Here is a 22,345-nt window from a genome sequence, read left to right as displayed (position 1 = left end):
AATCAATGATACTTTTATTCATAAAATTTAAGATCACTTAATAATTTATATAAATAACATCAAGTTAAAATTGATACTTAATCTGAAAGAAAGAATGATCCCGGAGGAAATACGTTATGAAATACCAGGAAATTAACCTCGTACCCCATAAGTCCGCCCTCATGCATTCCCCTGCCAATGTCCTCAACGAAGACGTCTGTCTGCCCGCCGCGCTGATCAAAAAATCTGCTTTGAAAAACAACATCCGGTGGATGCAGGCCTATGCCGATGCACGCGGCGTTTCGCTGGCGCCACACGGAAAAACCACCATGACACCGTGGATCTTCCAGCAGCAGCAAAAAGCGGGCGCGTGGGCCATCGGCGTCGGCAGCGCATGGCAAGCGAGCATCGCGATGTCCGCGGGCATTGAGCGTGTGCTGATGGTTAACCAACTGGTGGGCAAAGCGAACATCACGCTGGTGTCGCAGTTGAAGCATAAACATACCGCCGTCGACTACATCTGCTGCGTGGACAGCGAAGCAAACGCCCGTACCCTGTCAGACTTTTTTAGCCAACAGGGGCAAACCCTCGACGTGCTGATTGAGCTTGGCGTACCCGGAGGCCGCTGCGGCTGCCGCAGTACAGAACAAGCGCTGGCGCTGGCGAAATTGGTGGCAGAATTACCCGGCCTGAATTTACGCGGCCTGGAGCTGTACGAAGGCGTGCTGCACGGTGAAAATCCGCAGCCGAAAATAGAAGCGCTGCTGCAAGAGGCGGCCGCGTTAGCCTGCCAGATGGAACGCTATGTTGATGGAGAATTCCTGCTCACTGGCGCAGGTTCAGTATGGTACGACGTGGTGTGCAATATCTGGCTCGCCGCAGAAAAACCGGCCAACTGCCGGATTGCGATCCGCCCCGGCTGCTACATCACCCACGACGGCGGTATTTATCAGGAAGCCCAGGATCAGTTGATGGCGCGCGATCGGATCGCCTGCGATCTCGGCGGCGACCTGGTTTCCGCCCTGGAACTGGCGGCAATGGTGCAATCAGTGCCGGAAAGCGACCGGGCGATTGTGAATTTTGGCAAGCGCGACAGCGCGTTTGATGCCGGCCTGCCGCAGCCGATAGCCCACTATCGCCAGGGCAAGCCGCTGGCTTCGCCGTCGGAAACCATCGAAGCCACCGGGATTATGGATCAGCATGCGATGTTGAAACTCAAGCCAGGCGCGGACGTGCAGGTTGGGGATATTCTGGTGTTCAGCACTTCTCACCCGTGCCTGACGTTTGATAAGTGGAAGGCGCTGCTGCTGGTGGACGACGAATATAACGTGCTGGATGAGTTAGAGACGGCGTTCTAGGTTGTTACCCTCACCCTAACCCTCTCCCTGGAAGGGAGAGGGGATAAAAAAGGCTCTCAGTTGCCTGCTTCCCCCTCACCCGTCTGGGAAGAAGGGGTAACAAACCACTCAGTTTTGAATTCCCCCTCTCCTCTCTGGGGAGAAGGCCGGGGTGAGGGGCTGAGGGGCCACAGAAAATTTACTTAGCCTCAGCCAGCGCCTTAGCCCTCTCCTCTTCTTCCTTCTGCTGAAGCTCGGTTTCCAGCATCTTCTTCTCATACACCTTAAAGAACGGGTAATAGATCGCCAGCGAAATAAAGAAGCAGATAAACACCAGCCCACAGGCAATCAGGTTCCAGTTGGTGGTGATCAGCGCCCCGAGCGGCGCCGGAACGGTAAACGGCGGCTTCACCATCATCCGAGGGATCAGCCCGCTAATGGTGAACAAATACACCACCACGGTATTCACCATCGGTGCCAGAATAAACGGGATCGCGAGGATCGGATTCATCACGATCGGCGCACCGAAAATCATTGGCTCATTGATGTTAAACAGCCCAGGGATAAACGACAGCTTGCCCAGTTGCTTCAGGTAGATAACGCGGGAGCGAATAAACAGCACCACCAGCGCAAGCGTTGACCCGGTGCCGCCCATCTGCGCATACCACTGGAAGAACTGCTCGGTGAAAATGTTCGGCAGCTCATAGGCGCTCACGCCGGACTGGAACAGCTCCATATTCTGCACAATGGCCTGATCCCACAGCGGGCGGATCAGCGGCCCCATCACGGCATGGCCGTGGATCCCCAGCACCCAGAACACGTCGATAAAGAACTGGGTCACAATCCCGCCAAACAGGTTGGTGCCGGTCATAAAGCCCTTCAGCGGCATAATGATGTAGCTGATGATGGCGTTGATATCGATGTTCAGAAAATGGCGAGGGATCCAGAACACCAGCACCACGGCAAGCGTCGGGAACAGCGCCGAAAACGAGCTGGCGACCACCGGCGGCACGCCCGCGGGCATTTTGATTTCGATGTTGCGGACTTTGATAAAGCGGTAAATCTCAATGGCAATCAGCGAAGAGATAATCGCGCCAAACAGCCCCTGAGAACTCAGCGAAGTGATGGGGATGTAGCGCCCCGCCACCGCTTCGCCCGCCACGGTCACGCCCTGCTTGATGTTCACCGGCACAATCATCAGCAGCGTCGCCAGCATCGCCAGCAGGCCGCTGGTAATGTCATTCAGCTTGTAGCTTTTGCCGAGGAACGAACCAATGGTAAACGCGGCGTACAGCGACATCAGCCCGACGGTAAAGCGGAACGGCACATCCAGCATATCGCGCCACGGCGCAATAAAATCCATGTAGCCCTTAATCGGGATGTTCAGCAAAATCACGAAGAAAGAGCCGACGATGGTCAGCGGCAGAATCGAAATCAGCCCGTTACGAATCGCCTGCATATGCCGCTGGTTGCCAATCGCGTTCGCCACCGGCATCAGCTTTTCAGCTAACTTATCGAAGCCCGACATGGTCAGCCTCCTCAAAACCATTGTGCTCAATCACGGCACTGAACCAGCGCCCGGACTTTTTCAGCGAACGCTGCTGGGTGGCTAAATCCAGCCGATAGAAGCCGTAGCGGTTTTTATAGGCATTCTGCCACGACCAGCAGTCGATGAAGGTCCACATCTGGTAGCCCAGACACTGGCTGCCCTCCGCCATCGCTTTGTGCAGCCAGGCCAAATGTTCCTGAAGAAACTCGATGCGGTAATCGTCCTGCACTTCGCCGTCCACCATGAAATGCTCTTCGTCCATAATGCCGATGCCGTTCTCGGAGACGAACCACGGCAGGTTGCCGTAACGCTCTTTCACCAGCATGGCGATGTCGTACAGCGCAGGCGGGTAAATCTCGATCCCGCGCGAGGTATTCATCCGCCGCCCCGGCATCACGTACTCTTCAAAAAAGCGCTCCGGCACAAAACCGTGTGGCTCCTCAAGCAGCGTCTCACGCGCTTTGACCCGGCGCGGGCGATAATAGTTGATGCCCAGTAAATCGACGTGGGTCGCGGCAATCAGCTCGCAGTCACCTGGCAATATTTTTGGCAGCACATCGTATTCTTTCAGCAGCGCCACCAGCTCGGCAGGGTAGCGCCCAAGCAGCATCGGTTCGTTTATGCTGCGCGTGTAGAACAGGTCGGCCATTTCTGCTGCCCGCAAATCTTCCGGGCTGTCGCTGCGCGGGTAGACGGGAATGACATCCATGATGATGCCAATCTGCCCCTCAAGATTCAGCTCGCGCCAGGCGGCAACCGCTTTGCAGTGGGCGATAACAATGTGGTGCAGCACCTGAGCCGCACGACGGAAATCCGTCACGTAAGGGTAATGGCGAGGATGCAGATAGCCCGCTTCGGCGGGAATAAGCGGCTCATTGAAGGTAAACCAGTAGCGCACCCGATCGCCGAACAGGCGGTAGCAAATTCCCGCGTAACGAGCGAAAGCATCCACCACTTCTCGGTTTTCAAACCCGCCTTTTGCCTGCAATGCCATCGGCATATCAAAATGGTAGAGATTGATAAAAGGCTCAATGCCCTGGCGGATCAGCTCGTCAATCACATCGTTATAAAACTGCACGGCCTGAGGATTAACTTCTCCGTCGCCGTCGGGGATCAGGCGGGACCAGGAGATCGACGTGCGGAATGAATTCAGACCAATGTTTTTCGCCAGCTGAATGTCTTCCCGCCAGCGCTGATAAAACGTAGAGGTTTCGTCGGAGGTGATGCCGTTGTAAAAACGGCCATTAAACTCATGCGAGGCGAAATCCCAGATATTATCGCCTTTGCCATCGCCCTCAACTCGCCCCTCCGACTGCGTGGCGCTGGTCGCCGTACCCCACCAAAATTTTTCAGGAAAGCGGTATTTCATACAGCCCCCTATTTAGCAGTTTTCAGCAGCGACAGCGCGTGATCCAGTACCTTGTCACCCTGCATCGAGCCGTAATGCATCATGTCGATGGCCGCCACCGGAACGCCGTGAGGTGCCGCCGCCGCGCTGAGGTTTTGCAGCTGAAATTTCACCTGCGGCCCGAGGAGGATAACGTCGGCCTCATCGATAATCTGGTCGAAATCGGACACCGGCACGGCGGTAATTTCCACCGCCACATCACGGCTTTGCGCGGACTGCTTCATTCTTTCCACTAACATGCTGGTGGACATCCCCGCAGCACAGCATAAGAAGATTTTTTTCATCACTTTTCCCTCAGAGAATCAATGCAGTGTCCGCGATATGCGGCCAAATATATTCTGGGTAGCGGTGAAAAAAGCCACAAGTGAGGGGCGGCACAGATTTGCTTTTAGCGGCTGGTACTTTTGACTAATGAACGCCAGGAAATACATTAAAAGTGATAATAAACAGACTGATAAGAATGTTACTTTTCTGGTGGCGTTCGTCTTTTAGCGCGGTTTTATTGATGAGAATGGTGCAGCGGTCACAGGCAGAAATTCATCTTAATCGTGCGCCATCCCCTCACCCCGGCCCTCTCCCAGAGGGAGAGGGGGAAAAGAAGTACCAGAGAACAAGGTTTATTCCCTCTCCACAGCCACATGGGAACGGCAGCTTTGTTTATCCCCTCTCCCTTCCAGAGAGAGCGGGAAAACAAGCGCCAGAGAACGTAGGCTATTCCCTCTCCCCACAGCCACATGGAAAAGCAGCTTTTTTATCCCCTCTCCCTTCCAGGGAGAGGGTTAGGGTGAGGGTAAAAAACTACAAACTCCCCACACCACCGTCGACCAAAAGGTCCGTGCCTACCACAAAGGCGGATTCGTCAGACGCCAGGAACACGGCGGCTTTTGCCAGTTCCAGCACCGTGCCGAGACGCCCAATCGGCACAAGATCGCGGATCGCTTCCCGCAGTGTGTCGGCGGCTACGCCATTGCCCAGTTTGCCCAGCGCCGGGGTTTCCGTCGGGCCTGGGCTCAGGCCGTTCACCCTAATCCCACGCGGGTGCAGCTCCCCGGAAAGCGTACGAGCCAGAGAAAGGATCCCTGCTTTGCTCGCGGCGTAGGCGTTGGTCTGCGGCAGACCGATACGCGCGCTGACCGAGCCGCACACAATCACCGAAGAAGGGTTAGCCAGCTGCGGGAGCAGCGCCTGAATCAGGAAGAACGGGCCCTTGAGATTGATGTTCATCAGCCGGTCATACGCCTGTTCGTCCCAGTCTTCCAGCGAGTGATGCGTCACATCCCCCGCATTGATGTAGAGCACATCCAGCCTTGGCCAGAGCTGCTTCAACTCTGCCGCCACCGCACGCTGCCCGGCGATATCGCCCGCATCGCTTTTAATCAGGTGCACATTGCCCAAAACCTCTTTGGCTGCCTGTAGCCCCTGTTCGCTACGCCCGGTGATCGCCACCGTTGCGCCCTCGGCAATAAACTGCCGCGCCGTTTCAAGCCCAATGCCGCTGGTGCCGCCGGTTATCAAGGCGTATTTGCCGTCAAGTCTGCCCATCGTCGTGTCCTAATAAAGGGTTGGTGAGGGCATTATTTCCGCTATAGTATCCTTTGGATAGTAGGCACCAAATGGATACTAACGAACCACAAAGGGCGCATTAGCGTGTACCGGGAGCCAGCATGACAAAAAATTTTTCAATCCTGCCACCGGCGGGCAGCGACTGCCCGATGGTGAATTTTGTGAACCTTATTTCAGGCAAATGGGCCATTCCGATTCTGTACCGCCTGATCCTGCTCAACGATCCGGTGCGGTTTAGCGACCTGCAGCGGGCGGTCAGCCCTATTACGCAGAAAGAGCTCACCCGCCAGCTTCGTCAATTTGAAGCTCGCGGCCTGGTGGTGAGGCAAGTTTTTGCGGAAGTCCCGCCGCGCGTGGAATATCAGATCACCGCGCTCGGTAAGTCTCTGCGCCCAACGCTGGATTCACTCGCCGAATGGATGAGGGAGAATGCCGGTGAGATGGAGCTATCTCTTCCCTGAGAACGCTAAATCAGTTAGCCAAAAACTTCGTCGACCAGCGCGCTGCCGAGGCGCATGGCCGAACAAATACGCGGCATCCCCAGCGCCACGCCCTGCCAGCTCTGGGTGACCGAGTAACAGATCGGCTGACGTTCGATGTCGCAGCCGTCGCCAAGCCAGGTTAAAGCGTCTTTATGCTCCAGCAAACCCGGTGACGTTGGCGTCGCCAGCCAGTCATGGAAATAGTGCCGGGTGCGAGGGGAAGCATTCACTTCCTCCGCCAGGCGGCTGATGGCGAGACTGCGCACATGCTCAATCAACGCCTCCGCCTGTTCCGCCGTCCCCAGACGAACAGCATCGCCAAAGGTCCCCCAGCGCAGCTCTTCCAGCGCGACGTAGCAACGCGCCGCCGGAGAGAACGAAAAATAGTGCCCGCTGCGCCAGCGGGAAAAAATCTGCTCGCTGTGAACCATGCCCTGGCGAACAAGATCGCTGTGCTGAAACTCCTCTTCCAGCCGGGTTAGCCGCTGAGAAAAGTGCTCGCGCAGGGCCTGAAGCCGCTCACGAGCCGCTGCTGAGTGGTGCGCCGTGCGGGCAGAAACCGGCTCTAGCTGGGCAATCCTCTCGCTTATCTGGCTGTTGGCTAAGTAGCTTTTGGCCAGGTCTGCCGACAGCTGGCCGAGGCTTATCAACGACGCGTCAAGCTCGTCCTGCGGCGGTATTCCGGCTATCCCGGCCTGCCGCCGGGCCACCACGACGAACAGCGCCAAAAGCTGCTCATAAAACGCCTGACTTTGCGGGCTGCCCCACGGCTGGCGGGCGACATCAATCCCCATGGCAAAATCGACGACAAATTTTTCGCTAAGACAGCTGAGGGTTCTTATTGGCCCTTCGATTAATACACTGCTCATCATTGCTCCGCTGAGAAAAGCGTCTGGATATCATCGCGCAACAGGCGGGTATCCTCGTGAATGTAACGTGCCGTTCTGACACTCTGTTCCAGCTTGCTCTGGAGAGAAAACAGCACGCTGTCGTTCTGCTGCTTCGCGGAAAGACTCTGGCGTAAATTGCTGTGAATAGCATCCAATACGCTGGCAAAATCAGCGAAAAACGTCGCCATCCCGGCCGTGACGGAAATATCCACCTGCGCGGTAATGGCCTGGTTTATCTGGCCCAGGAACGTCGACACATGGTCATGCAGTTTTTGCTGTAACTTCTCCAGGTCAATCACGTAGCGGCTATGGGTGGCCGCGTAATCTTCCCAGCCCCAGTCCACGCCGTTTAGCCAGCGCGCCAGCACGCCCCGCATCCCGTTTTGCGGCTGCATTGCCGACATAGCCACTTCCTGGTTTTCGATAACGTTGGTGAACGCCGAGTGGGTATTAAAATTAAGCTGGCTGGCCTGGAACGCAGGCAGGCTGATTTGGGCACGGAACCCCGCCACTTTCAGGCCGTCGCTCACCCGCTGCTCAATAGGTTTCAACGCCGACTGCAGCGTATAGCTCAGGCTCGCCTCAAGGTTACTGAGCAGCGCCCCAAGCTCCCCGCTAAGCGTTTGCTGGGCGGCAAATAAAATGCTTTCGCTGGACGCGCGAACCTTGTGTAACAGGGTGCGGGCCGTCGCTTCATCTTCGCCCATCAGCTTGTCGCTGCCCGGCGAAAAATCCACGTTCCGCGTTAAGGTATGAAGGTATAGCGGATGCAGCTTCTCTGCGCCCAGCCGCCCTTCCCGGAAATAGGTTTTCAGGTCGCTATGAATCTGAGTTTCAAAGCGCTGCACAAAATCGCCTATGCCGGCGAGGGCCTCGCTGACTTGCTGCTGAATCACCGCGCTCACCGACTGCTGAGTCTGCAGCAGCAGCTGAATATCCTGCTCCAGTTGCCGAATATTCTCCTGCAAACTGTCGTTAGCCACCTGCAACCCCTGGCAACGGAAACTCAGGTAACGCTCAGCACCCTCGGCATAATCCAGCAGCTTGTGGCACGCCGCGCGCAGCGTGTACAGAGAAGCGTTAGCGTGCGCAGTATGCAGGATGGTCTCAATCGGTGACTCAAACATAGAGTCTTCCCACAGCAAATCCGCCGCGTGGCGCAGGTGCTCAATATCGGCCAAATCCGCGCTGCGCCAGCGCCGACCTAATGCCGCTTCCGCAAAATCCTGCACCCAGCGCTGCTCTTCGGGATCGGGTAAACGGCCATGCGTGGCCAGCTCATAGCGGGCGCGGTTAGCAAGGTAGCCCCACATACTCGACACCGGGAACACGTTTTCCGGCGCGATGCTGTCCTTCATCAGCGTCCCGGCGATCATCGCCTTCACCTGAGCGGCATCGTCGCCGTTGCGATCCTTCTGATCGAACTTGTTCACCAGCGCATACAGCGGCACCGATTTACTGACGCCGAGCACCGCCTCGCGGACTTCTTCGTCGGAGATGGACTTGAGCTGCGTATAGTCCATCACCGCCAGCACGGCGGAAGCCTGCGCCAGCTGCTCTTTCAGCATCTTTTGCAGGTGCGGCTGCCCCGCTTCGTTCGGTCCAGGCGTGTCCAGCAGCGTCAGCTGGCCGTGGCCATTTTTGAGGCCGGCCAGATGCACAAATTCCACCTCAATGACCGGCACATGCTCAATAGCGGCATAGGCTTTGAAGGGGAAAGCCACATCCAGCACCCGGCACAGACGCACCAGATCGTTCAGGCTCTTCAGGCAGTGGAAAATAGGCTGCGCGCCAAGGTAGTGGCGCTCAAAGCCTTTGCCGTTGGCGATCCGGGCGATGAGCGCCTCCATATCCCGGTCCACTTCCAGCTTGCGCGCCAGCGCTTCCCGGCTGGTGATCAGCAGTTTCTCCTGCAACTCCCCCATCAGGCTTTCTATCGGCTGCACATAGGGAAAATGCAGCACCGGCTCGCGCTGGCCCGGCGTGTGGCGGATCAGCGTCGGCAACGCCGTCATGGGCCGGTTGCGGTTTGGCAGAACCTCCGTACCGACAATGGCATTAATGGTGGTCGACTTCCCCGCCTTCATGGTGCCGACAATCGCCAGAACCATTTCATGTTGGGTTATTTTACGCCTTTCGTTTTGCAGCATATCTTTCTGCAGTTCGATGCCGCGTGGGCTAAATTTCAATGGATGTACCGTCGCCACAGGGTTCGCTAAAGCGCTATTTTGTTCATTTTGCAAAGCCAGCGGAGCGACTTTTAAAGCGTTAAGGTTTTGCAACGCTAATTGCAAAAGCCGCTCGGCTTCCTGACTCAATTCAAAAATAGTTTGTGTGTGCATAAAAAATCTTTCCTTAACTCAAATTACCCGGTTTTATGACCGCCACCGTTTAGTTGTAATCATGGCAATACCGGTTTTTATAATTACGTGAGGGAAATAATTTATTAATTAACATTACACCATGCCGCGATCCTGGCTTTTAAGTCGCTCTGCCAGACCTGCGGAGAAATAATGGTGAGATGCGGTATCCAATACTGCACCAGCGGAAACAATTGTTCTGGCGAAGCAATATGACTCGCCAGAAGTAACTCTCCGTTATCAAGCTCTCTGACGGTTTTTTGAAAAGGTAATAGCTTGCGCTGTTTAAAATGTTCAGCCGCCTGCGCGGAAACCTGTAACAGCACTTCCGTTTTTACCCTTTCCCCACCAGGATCATCCCGATCGTCAAATAATGGATAAAAAATAGCTTTACGCTGTGGGCTATTTTCATATTCATACCCTACAACCAATAAATCTGGAATAGCGCGTAGCGTAATATATTGATTATGGCTCTTTATGTCGTACCACGGATAAAACGCAGCAAGCCCTACGCGTTTAGTAATGCGTAACAGGTCGTTTACGTTAAACTGTCCTTTTAAATGCGAAGAGAGACGCTTTTTCCCCTCGCCGACGTCCTCCAGAATAGCACCAAGCCGGTTCAAATCACGATACGCAGTTCGCATATCTACATCAAAACGCTGGCGGATAATATCAGCGGAAAGGGTTTCCCCCTGATAAAGACTTAAGACGATTTCGGCCAGTCGATCTGCAACTTTTACTTTCGCGCCTTTCATTCTCATCGGTTCCTGCCTCTGTATCGGTACATCCATAGGCCCAACCATACCCCTGTCAAGTGACAGGAGGTGTCAGCGCAATACGCTTTTTTTTATTTTTTCAAACAGGTATAGCGCAGCAGCCCATGCTGGCAGACTTGCTCGAAGCGAAGTGAAACTAAGTTAAATTAGCCTTATTTAACGGCAATTAAAGCCTGAACTTTAAGTTAAATTTGGTGCTTATTTCTTTGAATGAAAGGTTTTTTGCACTTTATGGCGGCCAGAAAGCCCGCCGGGCATAGGTTTACGGCAATAATCCCTGCAAATGTAGGGATTTGATGTATAATCTCAGCACTTTTTCGCGATTCAGCATATTTTTACGGCCAAATCGCTATTTTTCATTACTTTATCTCACCTTGAGGATCAGATAATGCAACTCCCTCATTGCCCGAAGTGCAATTCCGAATACACCTACGAAGACAACGGCATGCTGATTTGCCCGGAGTGCGCTCATGAATGGAACCCGGCCGCGGCGAGCGAAGAAGACGCCGCGCTGGTAGTAAAAGATGCCAACGGCAACCTGCTGGTCGACGGCGACAGCGTCACCGTGGTGAAAGATTTGAAGGTCAAAGGCAGCTCTTCGATGTTAAAGATCGGCACCAAAGTGAAGAACATTCGCCTGGTAGAGGGCGATCACAATATCGACTGTAAAATCGACGGTTTTGGCCCAATGAAGCTGAAGTCCGAGTTTGTGAAAAAGAACTGATATCCCCCGGCAGGCGGCTCTGCTGCCTGCCCCGCCTGGCTTACCTCTCCCGCACAACCTACACTTCTTCTGTACTCTCCTTACAGAGGATTCGGTTATGTTTTTAGGACCCTACATCTCATTAAACGGCCGCTGCGCGGAGGCGATCGCCTTTTATCAGCAGGTTTTAGGCGCTGAGCTGACATACAAAATCACCTTCGGTGAAATGCCCAAAGAGGCGAAGAATACAGAAGGTTGCAGCGGCGAGACCGAGTATGCCGACGACAGCATCATGCATGCCTGTTTGCGGGTGACTGGCGGCGCTCTGATGATGACCGACGCCAGCATGAGCGGAGAAAAACCCCAACACACTGGTTTTTCGCTCTGCCTGGTAAGCGCTCATTTAGAAGAGGGTAAACGCTGGTTTGACGGACTGGCTGCGGGCGGCACCGTAACCATGCCGTGGGGCGAAACCTTCTGGGCAAAAGGCTATGGTTCACTGACGGATAAGTTCGGCATTCCGTGGATGGTCAACGTCGAAAGATAAAGCTGCATATTCAATTATTCTTTTGGGGCCTGCTAATCCGGGCCCTTTATTTTTATTAGCGATTAAAAACTCAAGAAAATCAATGCAGCTTATATATTCATTTTTTTGATACTATTTCACTATTCCTTTTAAAAGAATTTATTCCTGACAAAAATAGTCAACATACCAGGACGCGATCGGCATAGGTGCCAAATTAATTACTCCGAATCTAACCCTATTATTTCAGTAATAAGGGAATATATTTAAAAGAGAAACAACATCTGGATATAGAATATATTCATCAATCAATGACAAGCACAACGGGTAAAAATTGCCTACGGGTGATTGTCCTGCCCTTACCCTTGTACTCCCCGCCCTCTCCCCGTTTTTTAGCGAACACAAAGCAACTCTCTGATTCCTCGAAAAACAGGGTTGTGTGCTGACCGCAAACTTCAACTCTTCATCGTACAGAAACCAATCATTAACAAAACCGTCACTTTCCCCCGGCACCATGAGGCAACTTTTGAAGGAGGCCCGTGATGCAAACGACTCTTCACCTCATCAAGCAAAACCCATGCACAGCCCAGCAGCCGTGCGTGCGCATTCGCTTTATCTGATTTGAGAGGCTTTGACTGTTATGCACTTGTCCAGACATCCGACCAGTTACCCAACCCGCTATCAGGAGATAGCCGCCCGGCTCGAGCAGGAGCTGCGCAACAACTACCGCTGCGGCGACTATCTGCCTGCCGAAACACAGCTGGCCGCCTACTACGAAGTCAACCGCCATACGCTGCGCCGTGCCATTGACGAACTGGTCAACAAAGGCTGGGTGCAGCGCCGCCAAGGCGTCGGCGTGCTGGTACTGATGCGTCCGTTTGATTACCCGCTGAACGCTCAGGCGCGTTTTAGCCAGAACCTGCTGGATCAGGGCAGCCATCCCACCAGCGAACGCCTGCTGGCGGTGATTCGCCCGGCCTCTCAGGACGTGGCGGATGCGCTGGGGCTGGCCGAGGGAGACAACGTTATTCACCTGCGCACCCTGCGCCGGGTGAACGGTATCGCGGTGTGCATCATCGACCACTACTTCGCCGAGCAGTCCTGGTGGCCAGCACTGCAAACCTTCAGCCAGGGATCGCTACACGATTTCCTCCAGGCCGAGTTAGGCATTGCCCTGACCCGCGCCCAAACCCGCATCAGCGCTCGTCGTTCCCAGGCCAAAGAGAGCCGCCTGCTGGAAATCCCCAACATGGCGCCGCTGCTCTGTGTTCGCACCCTTAACCACCGTGAAGGCGAGGCCAGGCCGACGGAGTACTCCGTCAGCCTGACCCGTGCCGACATGATTGAATTCACCATGGAGCACTAAATGGACACCAGCCATTTCAACACCGAACAGCGCCGCGAGTGGATGGCGGTGCTGTCACACAGCCAACCGCAGGAGCTTCTTGAGCGCTGGAACAGCCTGAACATTCAGGCGGATTACACACTCATTCGCGCGCCAGAAATCGGCCTGGTTCAGGTGCAGGCCCGCATGGGCGGCACCGGCCAACGCTTTTTCACCGGCGACGCCACGCTGACCCGCTCGGTAGTCAAACTGGCGAGCGGCACCTACGGCTACAGCTACCTGCTTGGCCGCGACAAACAGCACGCCGAATGTTGTGCAGTGATCGACGCCCTGATGCAGGAAACCGCGCATTTTCACACGCTACAAGAAACCTTAATCGCACCGCTGGCGGCCAACCGCGAACAACGCCTTGCCGCTCGCCGTGCGGAAGTTAACAGCAGCCGCGTGGACTTCTTCACGCTGGTACGCGGAGACAACGCATGACTTTAATGACCGCTTTTACCCTTCCGGTGCAGGATGCCCAGCAGAGTTTTCGTCGCCTGCTCAAAGCGATGAGCGAGCCGGGCGTGATTGTTGCGCTGACCTCGCTCCAGCAGGGCTGGCTACCGCTGAACGTAGCGACCACCAGCGTACTGCTAACGCTGGCCGATAACGACACGCCGGTGTGGATCGACGCCACGTTGGGCAACGATATTGCCGCGCAGAACATTCGTTTTCATACCAATGCGCCGCTGTGCGAACAGCCTGACCACGCGCAGTTCGCCGTCGCCAGCGACGCTATCTCTTCCGAACAGCTGAACCTGCTGGCTCAGGGCTGCGACATCGCCCCCGATACCAGCGCGACGCTGATTCTTCAGGTGTCCAGCCTGAGCGGCGGCCGCATGCTTCGTCTGACCGGCGCGGGCATCAACGAAGAACGCATGATCGCCCCGCAGCTGCCGGAATGCGTCCTGCACGAACTGACCGAACGCCCGCACCCGTTCCCGCTGGGCATTGACCTGATTTTGACCTGTGGCGATCGCCTGCTGGCTATCCCACGGACCACCCACGTGGAGGTGTGCTGATGTACGTCGCAGTCAAAGGGGGCGAGAAGGCAATCTCCGCCGCCCACGCCCTGCAGGAACGCAACCGACGCGGCGATGAGACGCTGAAAGAGCTTAGCGTCGCGCAGATTGAGCAGCAGCTCGGCCTGGCCGTTGACCGCGTGATGACGGAAGGCGGTATCGCCGACCGGGAACTCGCCGCGCTGGCCATCAAGCAAGCCAGCGGCGACATGATCGAGGCGATTTTCCTGCTGCGTGCTTACCGCACCACGCTGCCTCGTCTTGCCGTGAGCGAGCCGCTGAACACCGCCGAAATGCGCCTCGAGCGCCGTATTTCCGCCGTTTATAAAGACGTTCCTGGCGGCCAGTTGCTGGGCCCAACCTACGACTACACGCACCGCCTGCTGGACTTCACGCTGCTGGCTAACGGCGAAGTCCCTGACGCCGAACCGGCCGACGAGCAAAGCGCTCCGGCCCCGCATGTGTTCAGCATGCTGGCGAAACAGGGTCTGGCCAAAGTCGAAGAAGACGACGGCGCGCAGCCGGACGACATCACCCGCAACCCGCCGGTTTACCCGTGCTCACGCTCTTCGCGTCTGCAACAACTGGTCCGCGGCGACGAAGGCTACCTGCTGGCCCTCGCCTACTCCACCCAGCGTGGTTACGGACGCAACCACCCGTTTGCCGCCGAGATCCGTAGCGGCTACGTAGACATCGAAATTGTGCCGGAAGAGCTGGGTTTTGCGGTGAACATCGGTGAACTGCTGATGACCGAATGCGAAATGGTGAACGGCTTTGTGGCCCCGGCAGACGAACCGCCGCACTTCACCCGCGGCTATGGCCTGGCGTTTGGCATGAGCGAGCGCAAAACCATGGCGATGGCGCTGGTTGACCGTGCGCTGCAGGCGCCCGACTACGACGAAAACGTCGCTGGCCCGGCGCAGGACGAAGAGTTCGTGTTATCCCACGCGGATAACGTGGAAGCGGCAGGCTTTGTGTCCCACCTCAAACTGCCTCATTACGTGGATTTCCAGGCCGAACTGGAGCTGCTTAACCGCCTGATAAAGGAGCGAGCCAATGGCTAACCTGAGCGGCTATAACTTTGCCTATCTGGACGAGCAAACCAAACGCATGATCCGCCGCGCAATGCTAAAAGCGGTGGCGATTCCAGGTTACCAGGTGCCGTTTGGCGGGCGCGAAATGCCGATGCCTTACGGCTGGGGCACCGGCGGCATTCAGTTGACCGCCAGCCTGATTGGCGAGTCTGACGTGCTGAAGGTGATTGACCAGGGCGCGGACGACACCACCAACGCAGTCTCGATCCGCAACTTCTTCAAGCGGGTGACCGGCGTGAACACCACCGAACGCACCGAAGACGCGACGCTGGTGCAGACCCGCCACCGCATCCCGGAAACGCCGCTGGTGGAAGATCAGATCCTGATTTATCAGGTGCCGATCCCTGAACCGCTGCGCTTTATCGAACCGCGCGAAACGGAAACCCGCACTATGCACGCGCTGGAAGAGTACGGCGTGATGCAGGTGAAGCTGTACGAAGATATCGCCCGCTTCGGCCATATCTCCACCACCTACGCCTACCCGGTGAAGGTGAACGATCGCTACGTGATGGACCCGTCGCCGATCCCGAAATTCGATAACCCAAAAATGCACATGTCCCCTGCGCTGCAGCTGTTCGGCGCCGGACGCGAAAAACGCATTTACGCCGTGCCGCCGTTTACCCGCGTAGAGAGTCTCGACTTCGACGACCATCCCTTCCAGGTTCAGGAATGGGAAGAGCCGTGCGCGATTTGTGGGTCACGCCACAGCTACCTTGATGAAGTGGTGCTCGACGACGCGGGCAACCGCATGTTCGTCTGCTCCGATACCGACTACTGCCGCCAGAACAGTGAGGCCTCTCAGTCATGACCAGCCCGTTACTTTCGGTGAATAACCTCACCCACCTCTATGCGCCCGGCAAAGGCTTTATGGACGTGTCATTTGACCTCTGGCCCGGGGAAGTGCTGGGCATTGTGGGCGAGTCCGGCTCCGGCAAAACGACGCTGCTGAAAGCCATTTCCGCCCGCCTTGCGCCGCAGGAAGGGGAAGTGATTTACCTCGACCGCTCGCTGTACGACATGTCGGAAGGCGAACGCCGCCGCCTGCTGCGCACCGAATGGGGCGTGGTTCACCAGCATCCGATGGACGGCCTGCGCCGCCACGTTTCTGCCGGGGGCAACATCGGCGAGCGCCTGATGGCCACCGGGGCGCGCCACTACGGCGATATTCGTGCCACCGCCCAGCGTTGGCTGGAAGAAGTGGAGATTCCGTCGGCCCGCATTGACGACCTGCCGACCACGTTTTCCGGCGGGATGCAGCAGCGCCTGCAAATCGCCCGCAACCTGGTCACCCATCCGAAACTGGTGTTTATGGATGAACCGACCGGCGGGCTGGATGTTTCCGTGCAGGCACGCCTGCTCGATCTGCTGCGCGGTCTGGTGGTAGAGCTGAACCTGGCCGTGGTGATTGTGACCCACGATCTGGGCGTGGCTCGCCTGCTGGCCGACCGCCTGCTGGTGATGAAACAGGGCAAAGTGGTGGAAAGTGGACTGACCGACCGCGTGCTGGACGACCCGCATCACCCGTATACCCAGCTTTTGGTGTCCTCCGTCCTTCAGAATTAGGTACTCGCTATGACCAGAATACGGGTTGAAAACCTGAGCAAAACCTTTGTCCTGCACCATCAGCACGGCATTCGCCTGCCGGTGCTGGCCAACGCCTCGCTGGAAGTTAAAGGCGGTGAATGCGTGGTGCTGCACGGCCACTCCGGCAGCGGAAAATCCACCCTTCTGCGCTCGCTCTACGCCAACTATTTGCCGGATGAAGGGCACATCTGGGTCAAGCACGCCGACGAGTGGATCGACATCGTGCAGGCCCCGGCGCGCGAAGTGCTGGCGGTGCGTCGCCAGACCATCGGCTGGGTGAGCCAGTTCCTGCGCGTTATCCCGCGTATTTCCGCGCTCGAAGTCGTCATGCAGCCGCTGCTGGATTTGGGCGTGTCACGCGAAGAGTGCGAGGCAAAAGCCGCCAGCCTGCTGACCCGGCTCAACGTGCCGGAGCGCCTGTGGCATCTGGCCCCGTCGACTTTCTCCGGCGGCGAGCAGCAGCGCGTGAACATCGCCCGCGGCTTTATTGTTGATTACCCCATTTTACTGCTTGATGAGCCTACCGCCTCGCTGGACGCCAAAAACAGCGCCGCCGTGGTGGCTTTGATTCAGGAAGCAAAAGCGCGTGGAGCGGCCATTGTCGGCATCTTCCACGATGAAGCTGTACGTGAACAGGTGGCCGACCGCCTGCATACGATGTCCGCGATGGAGCCCCAACATGATTATCAATAATGTTCGCCTGGTGCTGGAAGAAGAAGTGGTCAGTGGCTCACTGGAAGTGGCCGACGGTGTGATTCGCAACTTTGCCGAGACCCAAAGCCAGCTGCCGGGCGCACACGACGGCGGCGGCGGCTGGCTGCTGCCGGGGCTGATTGAGCTGCACACCGACAACCTGGATAAATTCTTTACCCCACGGCCAAAGGTTGACTGGCCGGCGCACTCCGCCATGAGCAGCCACGACGCGCTGATGGTGGCAAGCGGCATCACCACCGTGCTGGATGCCGTTGCCATCGGCGACGTGCGTGACGGCGGCGACCGCCTGGAAAACCTCGAAAAAATGATCAACGCCGTGGAGGATACGCAAAAGCGTGGCCTTAACCGCGCCGAACACCGCCTGCACCTGCGCTGCGAGCTGCCGCATCACACCACGCTGCCGCTGTTCGACAAGCTGGTTGACCGCGAACTGGTCTCCCTCGTTTCGCTGATGGACCACTCGCCGGGCCAGCGCCAGTACGCGGAACTGTCCAAATACCGCGACTACTATCAGGGCAAATACCATCTCACCAACGAGCAGATGGACCGCTTTGAAGAAGAGCAGCTGACGCTGGCGGCCCGCTGGTCGCAGCCAAACCGCCAGGCCATTGCCGCCCGCTGCCGCGACCGCAATATCGCCCTCGCCAGCCATGACGATGCGACGACCGCCCATGTGGTGGAGTCCCATGAAATCGGCAGCGTGATCGCCGAATTCCCGACCACGGAAGAAGCCGCCGAAGCTTCTCGCCGCCACGGCATGAGCGTGCTGATGGGCGCGCCAAACATCGTGCGCGGCGGCTCTCACTCCGGCAACGTGGCGGCCAGCCACCTTGCTCAGGCCGGTCTGCTGGATATCCTTTCCTCAGATTATTACCCGGCGAGCCTGCTGGATGCGGCTTTCCGCGTGGCGCACGACGACAGCAACAGCTTTACGCTGGCGCAGGCGATTCACCTGGTGACTCGCAACCCGGCACGGGCGCTGAACCTGACCGACCGGGGAACGCTGGCGGAAGGTAAACGAGCGGATTTGGTGCTGGCACACATGCACGGCGACCATATCCATGTCGATCACGTCTGGCGCCAGGGAATTCGGGTGTTCTGATGAGTAAACTAATCTGGCTGATGGGCCCGTCCGGCTCCGGCAAAGACAGCCTGCTGAGCGCCCTGCGCCAGCAGGAGCACGCCAGGCTGTTGGTGGCGCACCGGTACATTACCCGCGCCGCCGACGCAGGCTGCGAGAACCACATTGCGCTGAGCGCAAACGAGTTTGAGCAGCGCCAGCAACTGGGGTTGTTTGCTCTGAGCTGGCAGGCGCACGAGCACTCCTACGGTGTCGGCGTGGAAATGGATATATGGCTCGAAGCCGGATTTGACGTGGTGGTGAACGGCTCGCGCCAGCACCTGAAGCAGGCGCGGGAACGTTATGGTGATGGGCTGGTGCCCATCTGCCTGCAGGTTTCCCCGGACGTGCTGCGCCAGCGGCTGGAACAGCGCGGGCGGGAAAACGCAGAGCAAATCGAGCAGCGGCTGCAGCGGGCCGCGCTTTACTCGCCAGAGGGAGGCGATTGCCTGATACTCAACAACGACGGGAGTCTGATACAGTCTGCCGCATTGTTTATGCGGCTGTTAGCCCAGCACCGCTCGAACGTTATCCCTCTTCACCGCAAGGAGCCCCGCCATGTCTGATGTTGTTAAGTTAAAAGCTGCCGCTATCGAAGACAGCGACACCGTTTACCGCATGATTTGCGAGCTGAAACAGGCTCAGGCCGACCGCCCTGGCTTTAACGCCTGCTTCACGGAGAATCTGCGTGACCCAAATATCTTTTATCAACTGGCGTGGTTAGGGAACAAAGCCGTGGGGATGATTAGCCTCCACCTGCAATACCATCTGCATCACGCCCGCCGCATCGGCGAGATCCAGGAACTGGTGGTGCTGGAAGAAGCACGCGGCCACGGCGTCGGTAAACAGCTGCTCGCCTGGGCAGAAGAAAAAGCGCGTAAAGCCGATGCAGAGCTGACGGAGCTTTCGACCAGCACCAGCCGCAAAGACGCCCATCGTTTTTACGAGCGTGAAGGCTACCGCGCCACCCATATCCGCTTTACCAAACCGGTGGAGACACCTGATGACGCTCACGCTAACGCTTAGCGGCACCGGCGGGGCGCAGCTTGTCCCGGCCTGGGGCTGCCGCTGCGCCGCCTGTTCACGGGCGCGAACCAACCCGGTCCACCGCCGACGCCCGTGCAGCGCGGTGCTCAAGTATAACGATGCGATTACGCTGATAGACGCGGGACTGCCCGACCTGATGGACAGCTGGCAGCCGGGGGATTTTCAGCAGTTTTTACTCACCCACTACCATATGGATCATGTCCAGGGCCTCTTTCCGCTACGCTGGGGAGTGGGCGAGAAAATCCCGGTTTACGGCCCGCCGGATGAGCAGGGCTGCGACGATCTGTTCAAGCACCCCGGCCTGCTGGACTTTAGCCATACCGTCGAGCCGTTTGTCGCCTTCACCCTCCAGGCGCTGCGCGTCACGCCACTGCCGCTCCTGCACTCAAAGCTGACGTTTGGCTATCTGTTTGAAACGGCGTACAGCCGACTGGCCTGGCTAAGTGATACGGCGGGGCTGCCGGACAAAACCCTGAAGTTTCTGGCCGCCAACCGCCCGGAAGTGGTGGTGATAGATTGCAGCCGTGAACCCCGGCCTGACACGCCAAAAAATCATTGCGACCTAACCACAGTGATCGCACTGAACGAGCAGATTGGCAGTCCGCGAGTCGTGCTGACCCACATCAGCCACCAGTTTGATGAATGGCTGATGCACAACGTATTGCCTGAAGGGTTTGAAGCGGGTTTTGACGGCATGGAGATCGTGCTGGACTAACGATCGTCGTCGTCCTGCAGGCGGCTCTCTTCGTCATCCAACTGCTGGCGCTCGCGGTCGAGCTGGTTCTGGCGCTCATCAAGACTACGACGCCTGTCTTCCAGCTGGCGGTAACGGGCGTCGTCCTGACGGCTAAGCCGGCGCTGATCCGCCGGATCGTCATTGTCATCATGATAAACGCGGTCGCCACCCGGCTTGTAGGCATCGCTAAAGGCCTGCTGGATATTGCCAATCGCGTCATCAATCACGTCGGCCTGCGCGAACGGCGAGGCCAGGTAAAGCGTGCCGAGCAGCAGCGCGGCGGCATAAGATTTCATCGGTCAGTCTCCGGGATGGACTGACCTCAGCGTAGTCAGCCGGCCTCACGCGCAGTAGCGGAGGAATCTCAAATTCTCGGCGATTCCAGCGCGCCAATGGCCTCGACTCGCGCCTGATGGCGTCCGCCTTCAAACTGCCCGCTTAGCCATGCATCGACGATCATTTTGGCCAAATCCAGCCCCACCACGCGGGAGCCGAAAGCCAACACGTTGGTATTGTTGTGCTGGCGGGAAAGCAGCGCGGAATAAGGTTCGCTGCAGACCACCGCCCGAATACCAGGAAATTTATTGGCGGTGATCGAAATCCCCACGCCGGTACCGCAAATTAAAATGCCTCCCTCAGCTTCGCCGTTCACCACGGCTTCTGCCACCGCGCTGGCGTAGAGCGGGTAATCCGTGCGCTCGCCAGACCAGGTCCCCTTGTCCAGCACCTCAATGCCCTTCTCCTGAAGATGCTCCACAATCTCCGCCTTCAGCAGGAAGCCTACGTGGTCACAGCCAAATGCAATTTTTTTCATTTTATCCTCACCGTTGCCGTTACTTTACGAACCCGACAATTTTCGTGATTTAAGACCGGTTCACTGCCCAATTAATCGGCAAAATTGCCGGGTTCGTGGCCATTTCTACACCGATTCTCTTCACAACACAATGCACAGACTTGTCATTCTCGTGTCATAAAACGACTTCCATTAACGAGAGAATTTAAATTAATTCGTTATAATTCATATAAATAAATAAAATTAAGCGATCGCCTAACTTCACAAAAAGTAAAACTTTATGAATTAATTATTTTTGTGAAGTATGCAGCATATTTTCTGCACACGCTGTGGTGTTATAGTGGCGTCTTCACTCTACGGACACGAGAGAACAGGATGAGTCAGTCAGATATTGATTCACAGCCGCCGTTCGGCATCGGCCTTGCCCCCTGGCTGCGCATGAAGCAGGAGGGGATGACGGACAACGAAAGCCGCATCGTCGACTGGTTGTTGAAGCCCGGCAATCTGAGCGATGCCCCGGCCATTAAAGACGTTGCCGAAGCCCTTGCGGTGTCGGAAGCGATGATCGTTAAAGTCTCGAAGCTGCTGGGGTTCAGCGGCTTCCGCAACCTGCGCAGCGCGCTGGTCACCTACTTTTCCGAGTCAGAGCAGGTGCTGCCGACCGAGCTTGCCTTCGACGAAGCGCCGCAGGATGTGGTCAACAAGGTGTTTAACATCACCCTGCGGACCATTATGGAAGGGCAGTCGATCGTCAACGTGGATGAGATCCACCGTGCGGCGCGCTACTTCGCGAAGGCAAAACAGCGGGATTTGTACGGCGTGGGCGGCTCAAACGCCATTTGTAACGACATCCAGCATAAGTTTTTGCGCATCGGCGTGCGCTGCCAGGCATACCAGGATGCCCACATCATGATGATGTCGGCCTCGCTGCTAAAAGAAGGCGATGTAGTGCTGGTTGTGTCCCATTCAGGGCGCACAGGTGATTTAAAAGCGGCGGTGGAGCTGGCGAAAAAGAACGGCGCAAAAATAATTTGTATTACCCATAGCTATCATTCGCCGATTGCCCGGCTCGCTGATTTTATTATTTGTTCACCGGCGCCCGAGACGCCTTTATTGGGCCGTAACGCTTCGGCGCGTATATTACAATTAACATTACTCGATGCGTTTTTTGTTTCAGTCGCACAGCAAAATATTGAACAGGCAACATTAAATATGCAAAAAACCGGTGCAATTGTGGATTTCTTTTCCCCAGGCGCGCTGAAGTAAAAAAGAGATCCC

Annotated in this window: 25 protein-coding genes; 16 read left to right on the top strand and 9 right to left on the bottom strand. The window is 56.7% G+C overall.

The window, feature by feature from the left end; genetic code table 11:
• The first annotated feature begins 116 nt into the window (after nt 1–116).
• The gene (locus LH23_RS06995; protein WP_039289453.1) at nt 117–1,337 is read left to right on the top strand and encodes an amino acid deaminase; all 1,221 of its coding nucleotides are present in this window, start codon (nt 117–119) and stop codon (nt 1,335–1,337) included.
• Nucleotides 1,338–1,515: 178 nt separating this feature from the next.
• Here LH23_RS06995 and LH23_RS06990 read toward each other — a convergent pair whose 3' ends face one another.
• The 4 genes from LH23_RS06990 to LH23_RS06970 all read right to left on the bottom strand — a co-directional run bounded on the left by LH23_RS06990 (nt 1,516) and on the right by LH23_RS06970 (nt 5,815).
• Nucleotides 1,516–2,844 carry a PTS sugar transporter subunit IIC gene (locus LH23_RS06990; protein ID WP_039289450.1) on the bottom strand — a complete coding sequence of 443 codons (1,329 nt, stop codon included), beginning with the start codon at nt 2,842–2,844 and terminating at the stop codon, nt 1,516–1,518.
• Entirely contained in the window at nt 2,828–4,234 is a 1,407-nt protein-coding gene (locus tag LH23_RS06985; protein WP_039289448.1) for a glycoside hydrolase family 1 protein, read from the bottom strand. The genes LH23_RS06990 and LH23_RS06985 overlap by 17 nt, the downstream gene beginning before the upstream one ends.
• 8 nt (nt 4,235–4,242) lie before the next feature.
• On the bottom strand, nt 4,243–4,557 hold the full coding sequence (locus LH23_RS06980; protein WP_039289446.1) for a PTS sugar transporter subunit IIB: 315 nt from the start codon (nt 4,555–4,557) through the stop codon (nt 4,243–4,245).
• A gap of 514 nt (nt 4,558–5,071) precedes the next feature.
• Complete coding sequence (locus LH23_RS06970; protein ID WP_039289443.1) at nt 5,072–5,815, bottom strand: SDR family oxidoreductase; 744 nt, start codon at nt 5,813–5,815, stop codon at nt 5,072–5,074.
• A 122-nt stretch (nt 5,816–5,937) separates the two neighbouring features.
• Between LH23_RS06970 and LH23_RS06965 the strand changes: the two genes are divergently transcribed.
• Nucleotides 5,938–6,297, top strand: a complete 360-nt coding sequence (locus LH23_RS06965) for a winged helix-turn-helix transcriptional regulator (protein WP_081946056.1) — start codon at nt 5,938–5,940, stop codon at nt 6,295–6,297.
• 14 nt (nt 6,298–6,311) lie between these two features.
• Here the strand turns inward: LH23_RS06965 and LH23_RS06960 are convergent, their stop codons facing one another.
• The 3 genes from LH23_RS06960 to LH23_RS06950 form a co-directional block, all read right to left on the bottom strand.
• Nucleotides 6,312–7,190, bottom strand: a complete 879-nt coding sequence (locus LH23_RS06960) for a YjcZ-like family protein (protein WP_231560173.1) — start codon at nt 7,188–7,190, stop codon at nt 6,312–6,314.
• Nucleotides 7,187–9,550 carry a clamp-binding protein CrfC gene (gene crfC / locus LH23_RS06955; RefSeq protein ID WP_039289440.1) on the bottom strand — a complete coding sequence of 788 codons (2,364 nt, stop codon included), beginning with the start codon at nt 9,548–9,550 and terminating at the stop codon, nt 7,187–7,189. Before crfC ends, LH23_RS06960 begins: the two co-directional genes overlap by 4 nt.
• Before the next feature lie 104 nt (nt 9,551–9,654).
• Nucleotides 9,655–10,323 carry a WYL domain-containing protein gene (locus LH23_RS06950; RefSeq protein ID WP_008455708.1) on the bottom strand — a complete coding sequence of 223 codons (669 nt, stop codon included), beginning with the start codon at nt 10,321–10,323 and terminating at the stop codon, nt 9,655–9,657.
• 409 nt (nt 10,324–10,732) lie between these two features.
• Here LH23_RS06950 and LH23_RS06945 point away from each other — a divergent pair, with 409 nt between their 5' ends.
• The 13 genes from LH23_RS06945 (at nt 10,733) to phnP (ending at nt 20,253) form a co-directional block, all read left to right on the top strand.
• Nucleotides 10,733–11,068: a zinc ribbon domain-containing protein YjdM gene (locus LH23_RS06945; RefSeq protein WP_039289439.1), complete on the top strand. Its 336-nt coding sequence runs from the start codon at nt 10,733–10,735 to the stop codon at nt 11,066–11,068.
• A gap of 97 nt (nt 11,069–11,165) precedes the next feature.
• A complete protein-coding gene (yjdN, locus tag LH23_RS06940; RefSeq protein WP_039289437.1) occupies nt 11,166–11,594 on the top strand; it encodes a VOC family metalloprotein YjdN in 429 nt (142 codons plus the stop codon).
• A gap of 616 nt (nt 11,595–12,210) precedes the next feature.
• The gene (phnF, locus tag LH23_RS06935; protein ID WP_039289435.1) at nt 12,211–12,936 is read left to right on the top strand and encodes a phosphonate metabolism transcriptional regulator PhnF; all 726 of its coding nucleotides are present in this window, start codon (nt 12,211–12,213) and stop codon (nt 12,934–12,936) included.
• The gene (phnG, locus tag LH23_RS06930) at nt 12,937–13,398 is read left to right on the top strand and encodes a phosphonate C-P lyase system protein PhnG (protein WP_039289433.1); all 462 of its coding nucleotides are present in this window, start codon (nt 12,937–12,939) and stop codon (nt 13,396–13,398) included.
• On the top strand, nt 13,395–13,979 hold the full coding sequence (gene phnH / locus LH23_RS06925) for a phosphonate C-P lyase system protein PhnH (RefSeq protein ID WP_008455719.1): 585 nt from the start codon (nt 13,395–13,397) through the stop codon (nt 13,977–13,979). Before phnG ends, phnH begins: the two co-directional genes overlap by 4 nt.
• On the top strand, nt 13,979–15,043 hold the full coding sequence (locus tag LH23_RS06920) for a carbon-phosphorus lyase complex subunit PhnI (protein ID WP_039289432.1): 1,065 nt from the start codon (nt 13,979–13,981) through the stop codon (nt 15,041–15,043). The genes phnH and LH23_RS06920 overlap by 1 nt, the downstream gene beginning before the upstream one ends.
• A complete protein-coding gene (locus LH23_RS06915; RefSeq protein ID WP_008455722.1) occupies nt 15,036–15,881 on the top strand; it encodes an alpha-D-ribose 1-methylphosphonate 5-phosphate C-P-lyase PhnJ in 846 nt (281 codons plus the stop codon). The genes LH23_RS06920 and LH23_RS06915 overlap by 8 nt, the downstream gene beginning before the upstream one ends.
• Complete coding sequence (phnK, locus tag LH23_RS06910; protein ID WP_008455724.1) at nt 15,878–16,636, top strand: phosphonate C-P lyase system protein PhnK; 759 nt, start codon at nt 15,878–15,880, stop codon at nt 16,634–16,636. Before LH23_RS06915 ends, phnK begins: the two co-directional genes overlap by 4 nt.
• A gap of 9 nt (nt 16,637–16,645) precedes the next feature.
• Nucleotides 16,646–17,350, top strand: coding sequence for a phosphonate C-P lyase system protein PhnL (gene phnL / locus LH23_RS06905; protein WP_039289429.1), 705 nt, complete (start codon nt 16,646–16,648; stop codon nt 17,348–17,350).
• Nucleotides 17,337–18,473 carry an alpha-D-ribose 1-methylphosphonate 5-triphosphate diphosphatase gene (gene phnM / locus LH23_RS06900; protein WP_039289427.1) on the top strand — a complete coding sequence of 379 codons (1,137 nt, stop codon included), beginning with the start codon at nt 17,337–17,339 and terminating at the stop codon, nt 18,471–18,473. The genes phnL and phnM overlap by 14 nt, the downstream gene beginning before the upstream one ends.
• Entirely contained in the window at nt 18,470–19,057 is a 588-nt protein-coding gene (gene phnN, locus LH23_RS06895) for a ribose 1,5-bisphosphokinase (protein ID WP_231560186.1), read from the top strand. The genes phnM and phnN overlap by 4 nt, the downstream gene beginning before the upstream one ends.
• On the top strand, nt 19,050–19,517 hold the full coding sequence (phnO, locus tag LH23_RS06890) for an aminoalkylphosphonate N-acetyltransferase (RefSeq protein ID WP_039289423.1): 468 nt from the start codon (nt 19,050–19,052) through the stop codon (nt 19,515–19,517). The genes phnN and phnO overlap by 8 nt, the downstream gene beginning before the upstream one ends.
• Nucleotides 19,495–20,253 carry a phosphonate metabolism protein PhnP gene (gene phnP, locus LH23_RS06885; RefSeq protein ID WP_039289421.1) on the top strand — a complete coding sequence of 253 codons (759 nt, stop codon included), beginning with the start codon at nt 19,495–19,497 and terminating at the stop codon, nt 20,251–20,253. Before phnO ends, phnP begins: the two co-directional genes overlap by 23 nt.
• On the opposite strand, the gene yjdP is transcribed toward phnP, so the two are convergent.
• Both yjdP and rpiB read right to left on the bottom strand, forming a co-directional pair.
• Nucleotides 20,250–20,570, bottom strand: a complete 321-nt coding sequence (gene yjdP, locus LH23_RS06880) for a DDRRRQL repeat protein YjdP (protein ID WP_039289419.1) — start codon at nt 20,568–20,570, stop codon at nt 20,250–20,252. The two genes, phnP and yjdP, sit on opposite strands and share 4 nt — an antisense overlap.
• Before the next feature lie 68 nt (nt 20,571–20,638).
• The gene (gene rpiB / locus LH23_RS06875; RefSeq protein ID WP_039289417.1) at nt 20,639–21,088 is read right to left on the bottom strand and encodes a bifunctional allose-6-phosphate isomerase/ribose-5-phosphate isomerase RpiB; all 450 of its coding nucleotides are present in this window, start codon (nt 21,086–21,088) and stop codon (nt 20,639–20,641) included.
• 354 nt (nt 21,089–21,442) lie between these two features.
• Between rpiB and LH23_RS06870 the strand changes: the two genes are divergently transcribed.
• Nucleotides 21,443–22,333 carry a MurR/RpiR family transcriptional regulator gene (locus LH23_RS06870; RefSeq protein ID WP_008455739.1) on the top strand — a complete coding sequence of 297 codons (891 nt, stop codon included), beginning with the start codon at nt 21,443–21,445 and terminating at the stop codon, nt 22,331–22,333.
• The last annotated feature ends 12 nt before the right edge of the window (nt 22,334–22,345 follow it).

The organism is Cedecea neteri (assembly GCF_000758305.1).
GTDB lineage: Bacteria > Pseudomonadota > Gammaproteobacteria > Enterobacterales > Enterobacteriaceae > Cedecea > Cedecea neteri_C.
This window is presented reverse-complemented; position numbering and strand designations above follow the sequence as displayed.

Bases quoted from the DNA above. Each gene is read 5' to 3' on its own strand.
- phnK (WP_008455724.1), top strand. From the start codon at position 15,878: ATGACCAGCCCGTTACTTTCGGTGAATAACCTCACCCACCTCTATGCG.
- phnO (WP_039289423.1), top strand. From the start codon at position 19,050: ATGTCTGATGTTGTTAAGTTAAAAGCTGCCGCTATCGAAGACAGCGAC.
- phnH (WP_008455719.1), top strand. From the start codon at position 13,395: ATGACTTTAATGACCGCTTTTACCCTTCCGGTGCAGGATGCCCAGCAG.
- LH23_RS06980 (WP_039289446.1), bottom strand. From the start codon at position 4,557: ATGAAAAAAATCTTCTTATGCTGTGCTGCGGGGATGTCCACCAGCATG.
- phnF (WP_039289435.1), top strand. From the start codon at position 12,211: ATGCACTTGTCCAGACATCCGACCAGTTACCCAACCCGCTATCAGGAG.
- phnM (WP_039289427.1), top strand. From the start codon at position 17,337: ATGATTATCAATAATGTTCGCCTGGTGCTGGAAGAAGAAGTGGTCAGT.
- LH23_RS06985 (WP_039289448.1), bottom strand. From the start codon at position 4,234: ATGAAATACCGCTTTCCTGAAAAATTTTGGTGGGGTACGGCGACCAGC.
- LH23_RS06950 (WP_008455708.1), bottom strand. From the start codon at position 10,323: ATGAAAGGCGCGAAAGTAAAAGTTGCAGATCGACTGGCCGAAATCGTC.
- LH23_RS06870 (WP_008455739.1), top strand. From the start codon at position 21,443: ATGAGTCAGTCAGATATTGATTCACAGCCGCCGTTCGGCATCGGCCTT.
- LH23_RS06970 (WP_039289443.1), bottom strand. From the start codon at position 5,815: ATGGGCAGACTTGACGGCAAATACGCCTTGATAACCGGCGGCACCAGC.
- LH23_RS06965 (WP_081946056.1), top strand. From the start codon at position 5,938: ATGACAAAAAATTTTTCAATCCTGCCACCGGCGGGCAGCGACTGCCCG.
- LH23_RS06960 (WP_231560173.1), bottom strand. From the start codon at position 7,190: ATGATGAGCAGTGTATTAATCGAAGGGCCAATAAGAACCCTCAGCTGT.
- LH23_RS06945 (WP_039289439.1), top strand. From the start codon at position 10,733: ATGCAACTCCCTCATTGCCCGAAGTGCAATTCCGAATACACCTACGAA.
- LH23_RS06920 (WP_039289432.1), top strand. From the start codon at position 13,979: ATGTACGTCGCAGTCAAAGGGGGCGAGAAGGCAATCTCCGCCGCCCAC.
- phnP (WP_039289421.1), top strand. From the start codon at position 19,495: ATGACGCTCACGCTAACGCTTAGCGGCACCGGCGGGGCGCAGCTTGTC.
- yjdP (WP_039289419.1), bottom strand. From the start codon at position 20,570: ATGAAATCTTATGCCGCCGCGCTGCTGCTCGGCACGCTTTACCTGGCC.
- rpiB (WP_039289417.1), bottom strand. From the start codon at position 21,088: ATGAAAAAAATTGCATTTGGCTGTGACCACGTAGGCTTCCTGCTGAAG.
- phnG (WP_039289433.1), top strand. From the start codon at position 12,937: ATGGACACCAGCCATTTCAACACCGAACAGCGCCGCGAGTGGATGGCG.
- yjdN (WP_039289437.1), top strand. From the start codon at position 11,166: ATGTTTTTAGGACCCTACATCTCATTAAACGGCCGCTGCGCGGAGGCG.
- LH23_RS06915 (WP_008455722.1), top strand. From the start codon at position 15,036: ATGGCTAACCTGAGCGGCTATAACTTTGCCTATCTGGACGAGCAAACC.
- crfC (WP_039289440.1), bottom strand. From the start codon at position 9,550: ATGCACACACAAACTATTTTTGAATTGAGTCAGGAAGCCGAGCGGCTT.
- LH23_RS06995 (WP_039289453.1), top strand. From the start codon at position 117: ATGAAATACCAGGAAATTAACCTCGTACCCCATAAGTCCGCCCTCATG.
- phnL (WP_039289429.1), top strand. From the start codon at position 16,646: ATGACCAGAATACGGGTTGAAAACCTGAGCAAAACCTTTGTCCTGCAC.
- LH23_RS06990 (WP_039289450.1), bottom strand. From the start codon at position 2,844: ATGTCGGGCTTCGATAAGTTAGCTGAAAAGCTGATGCCGGTGGCGAAC.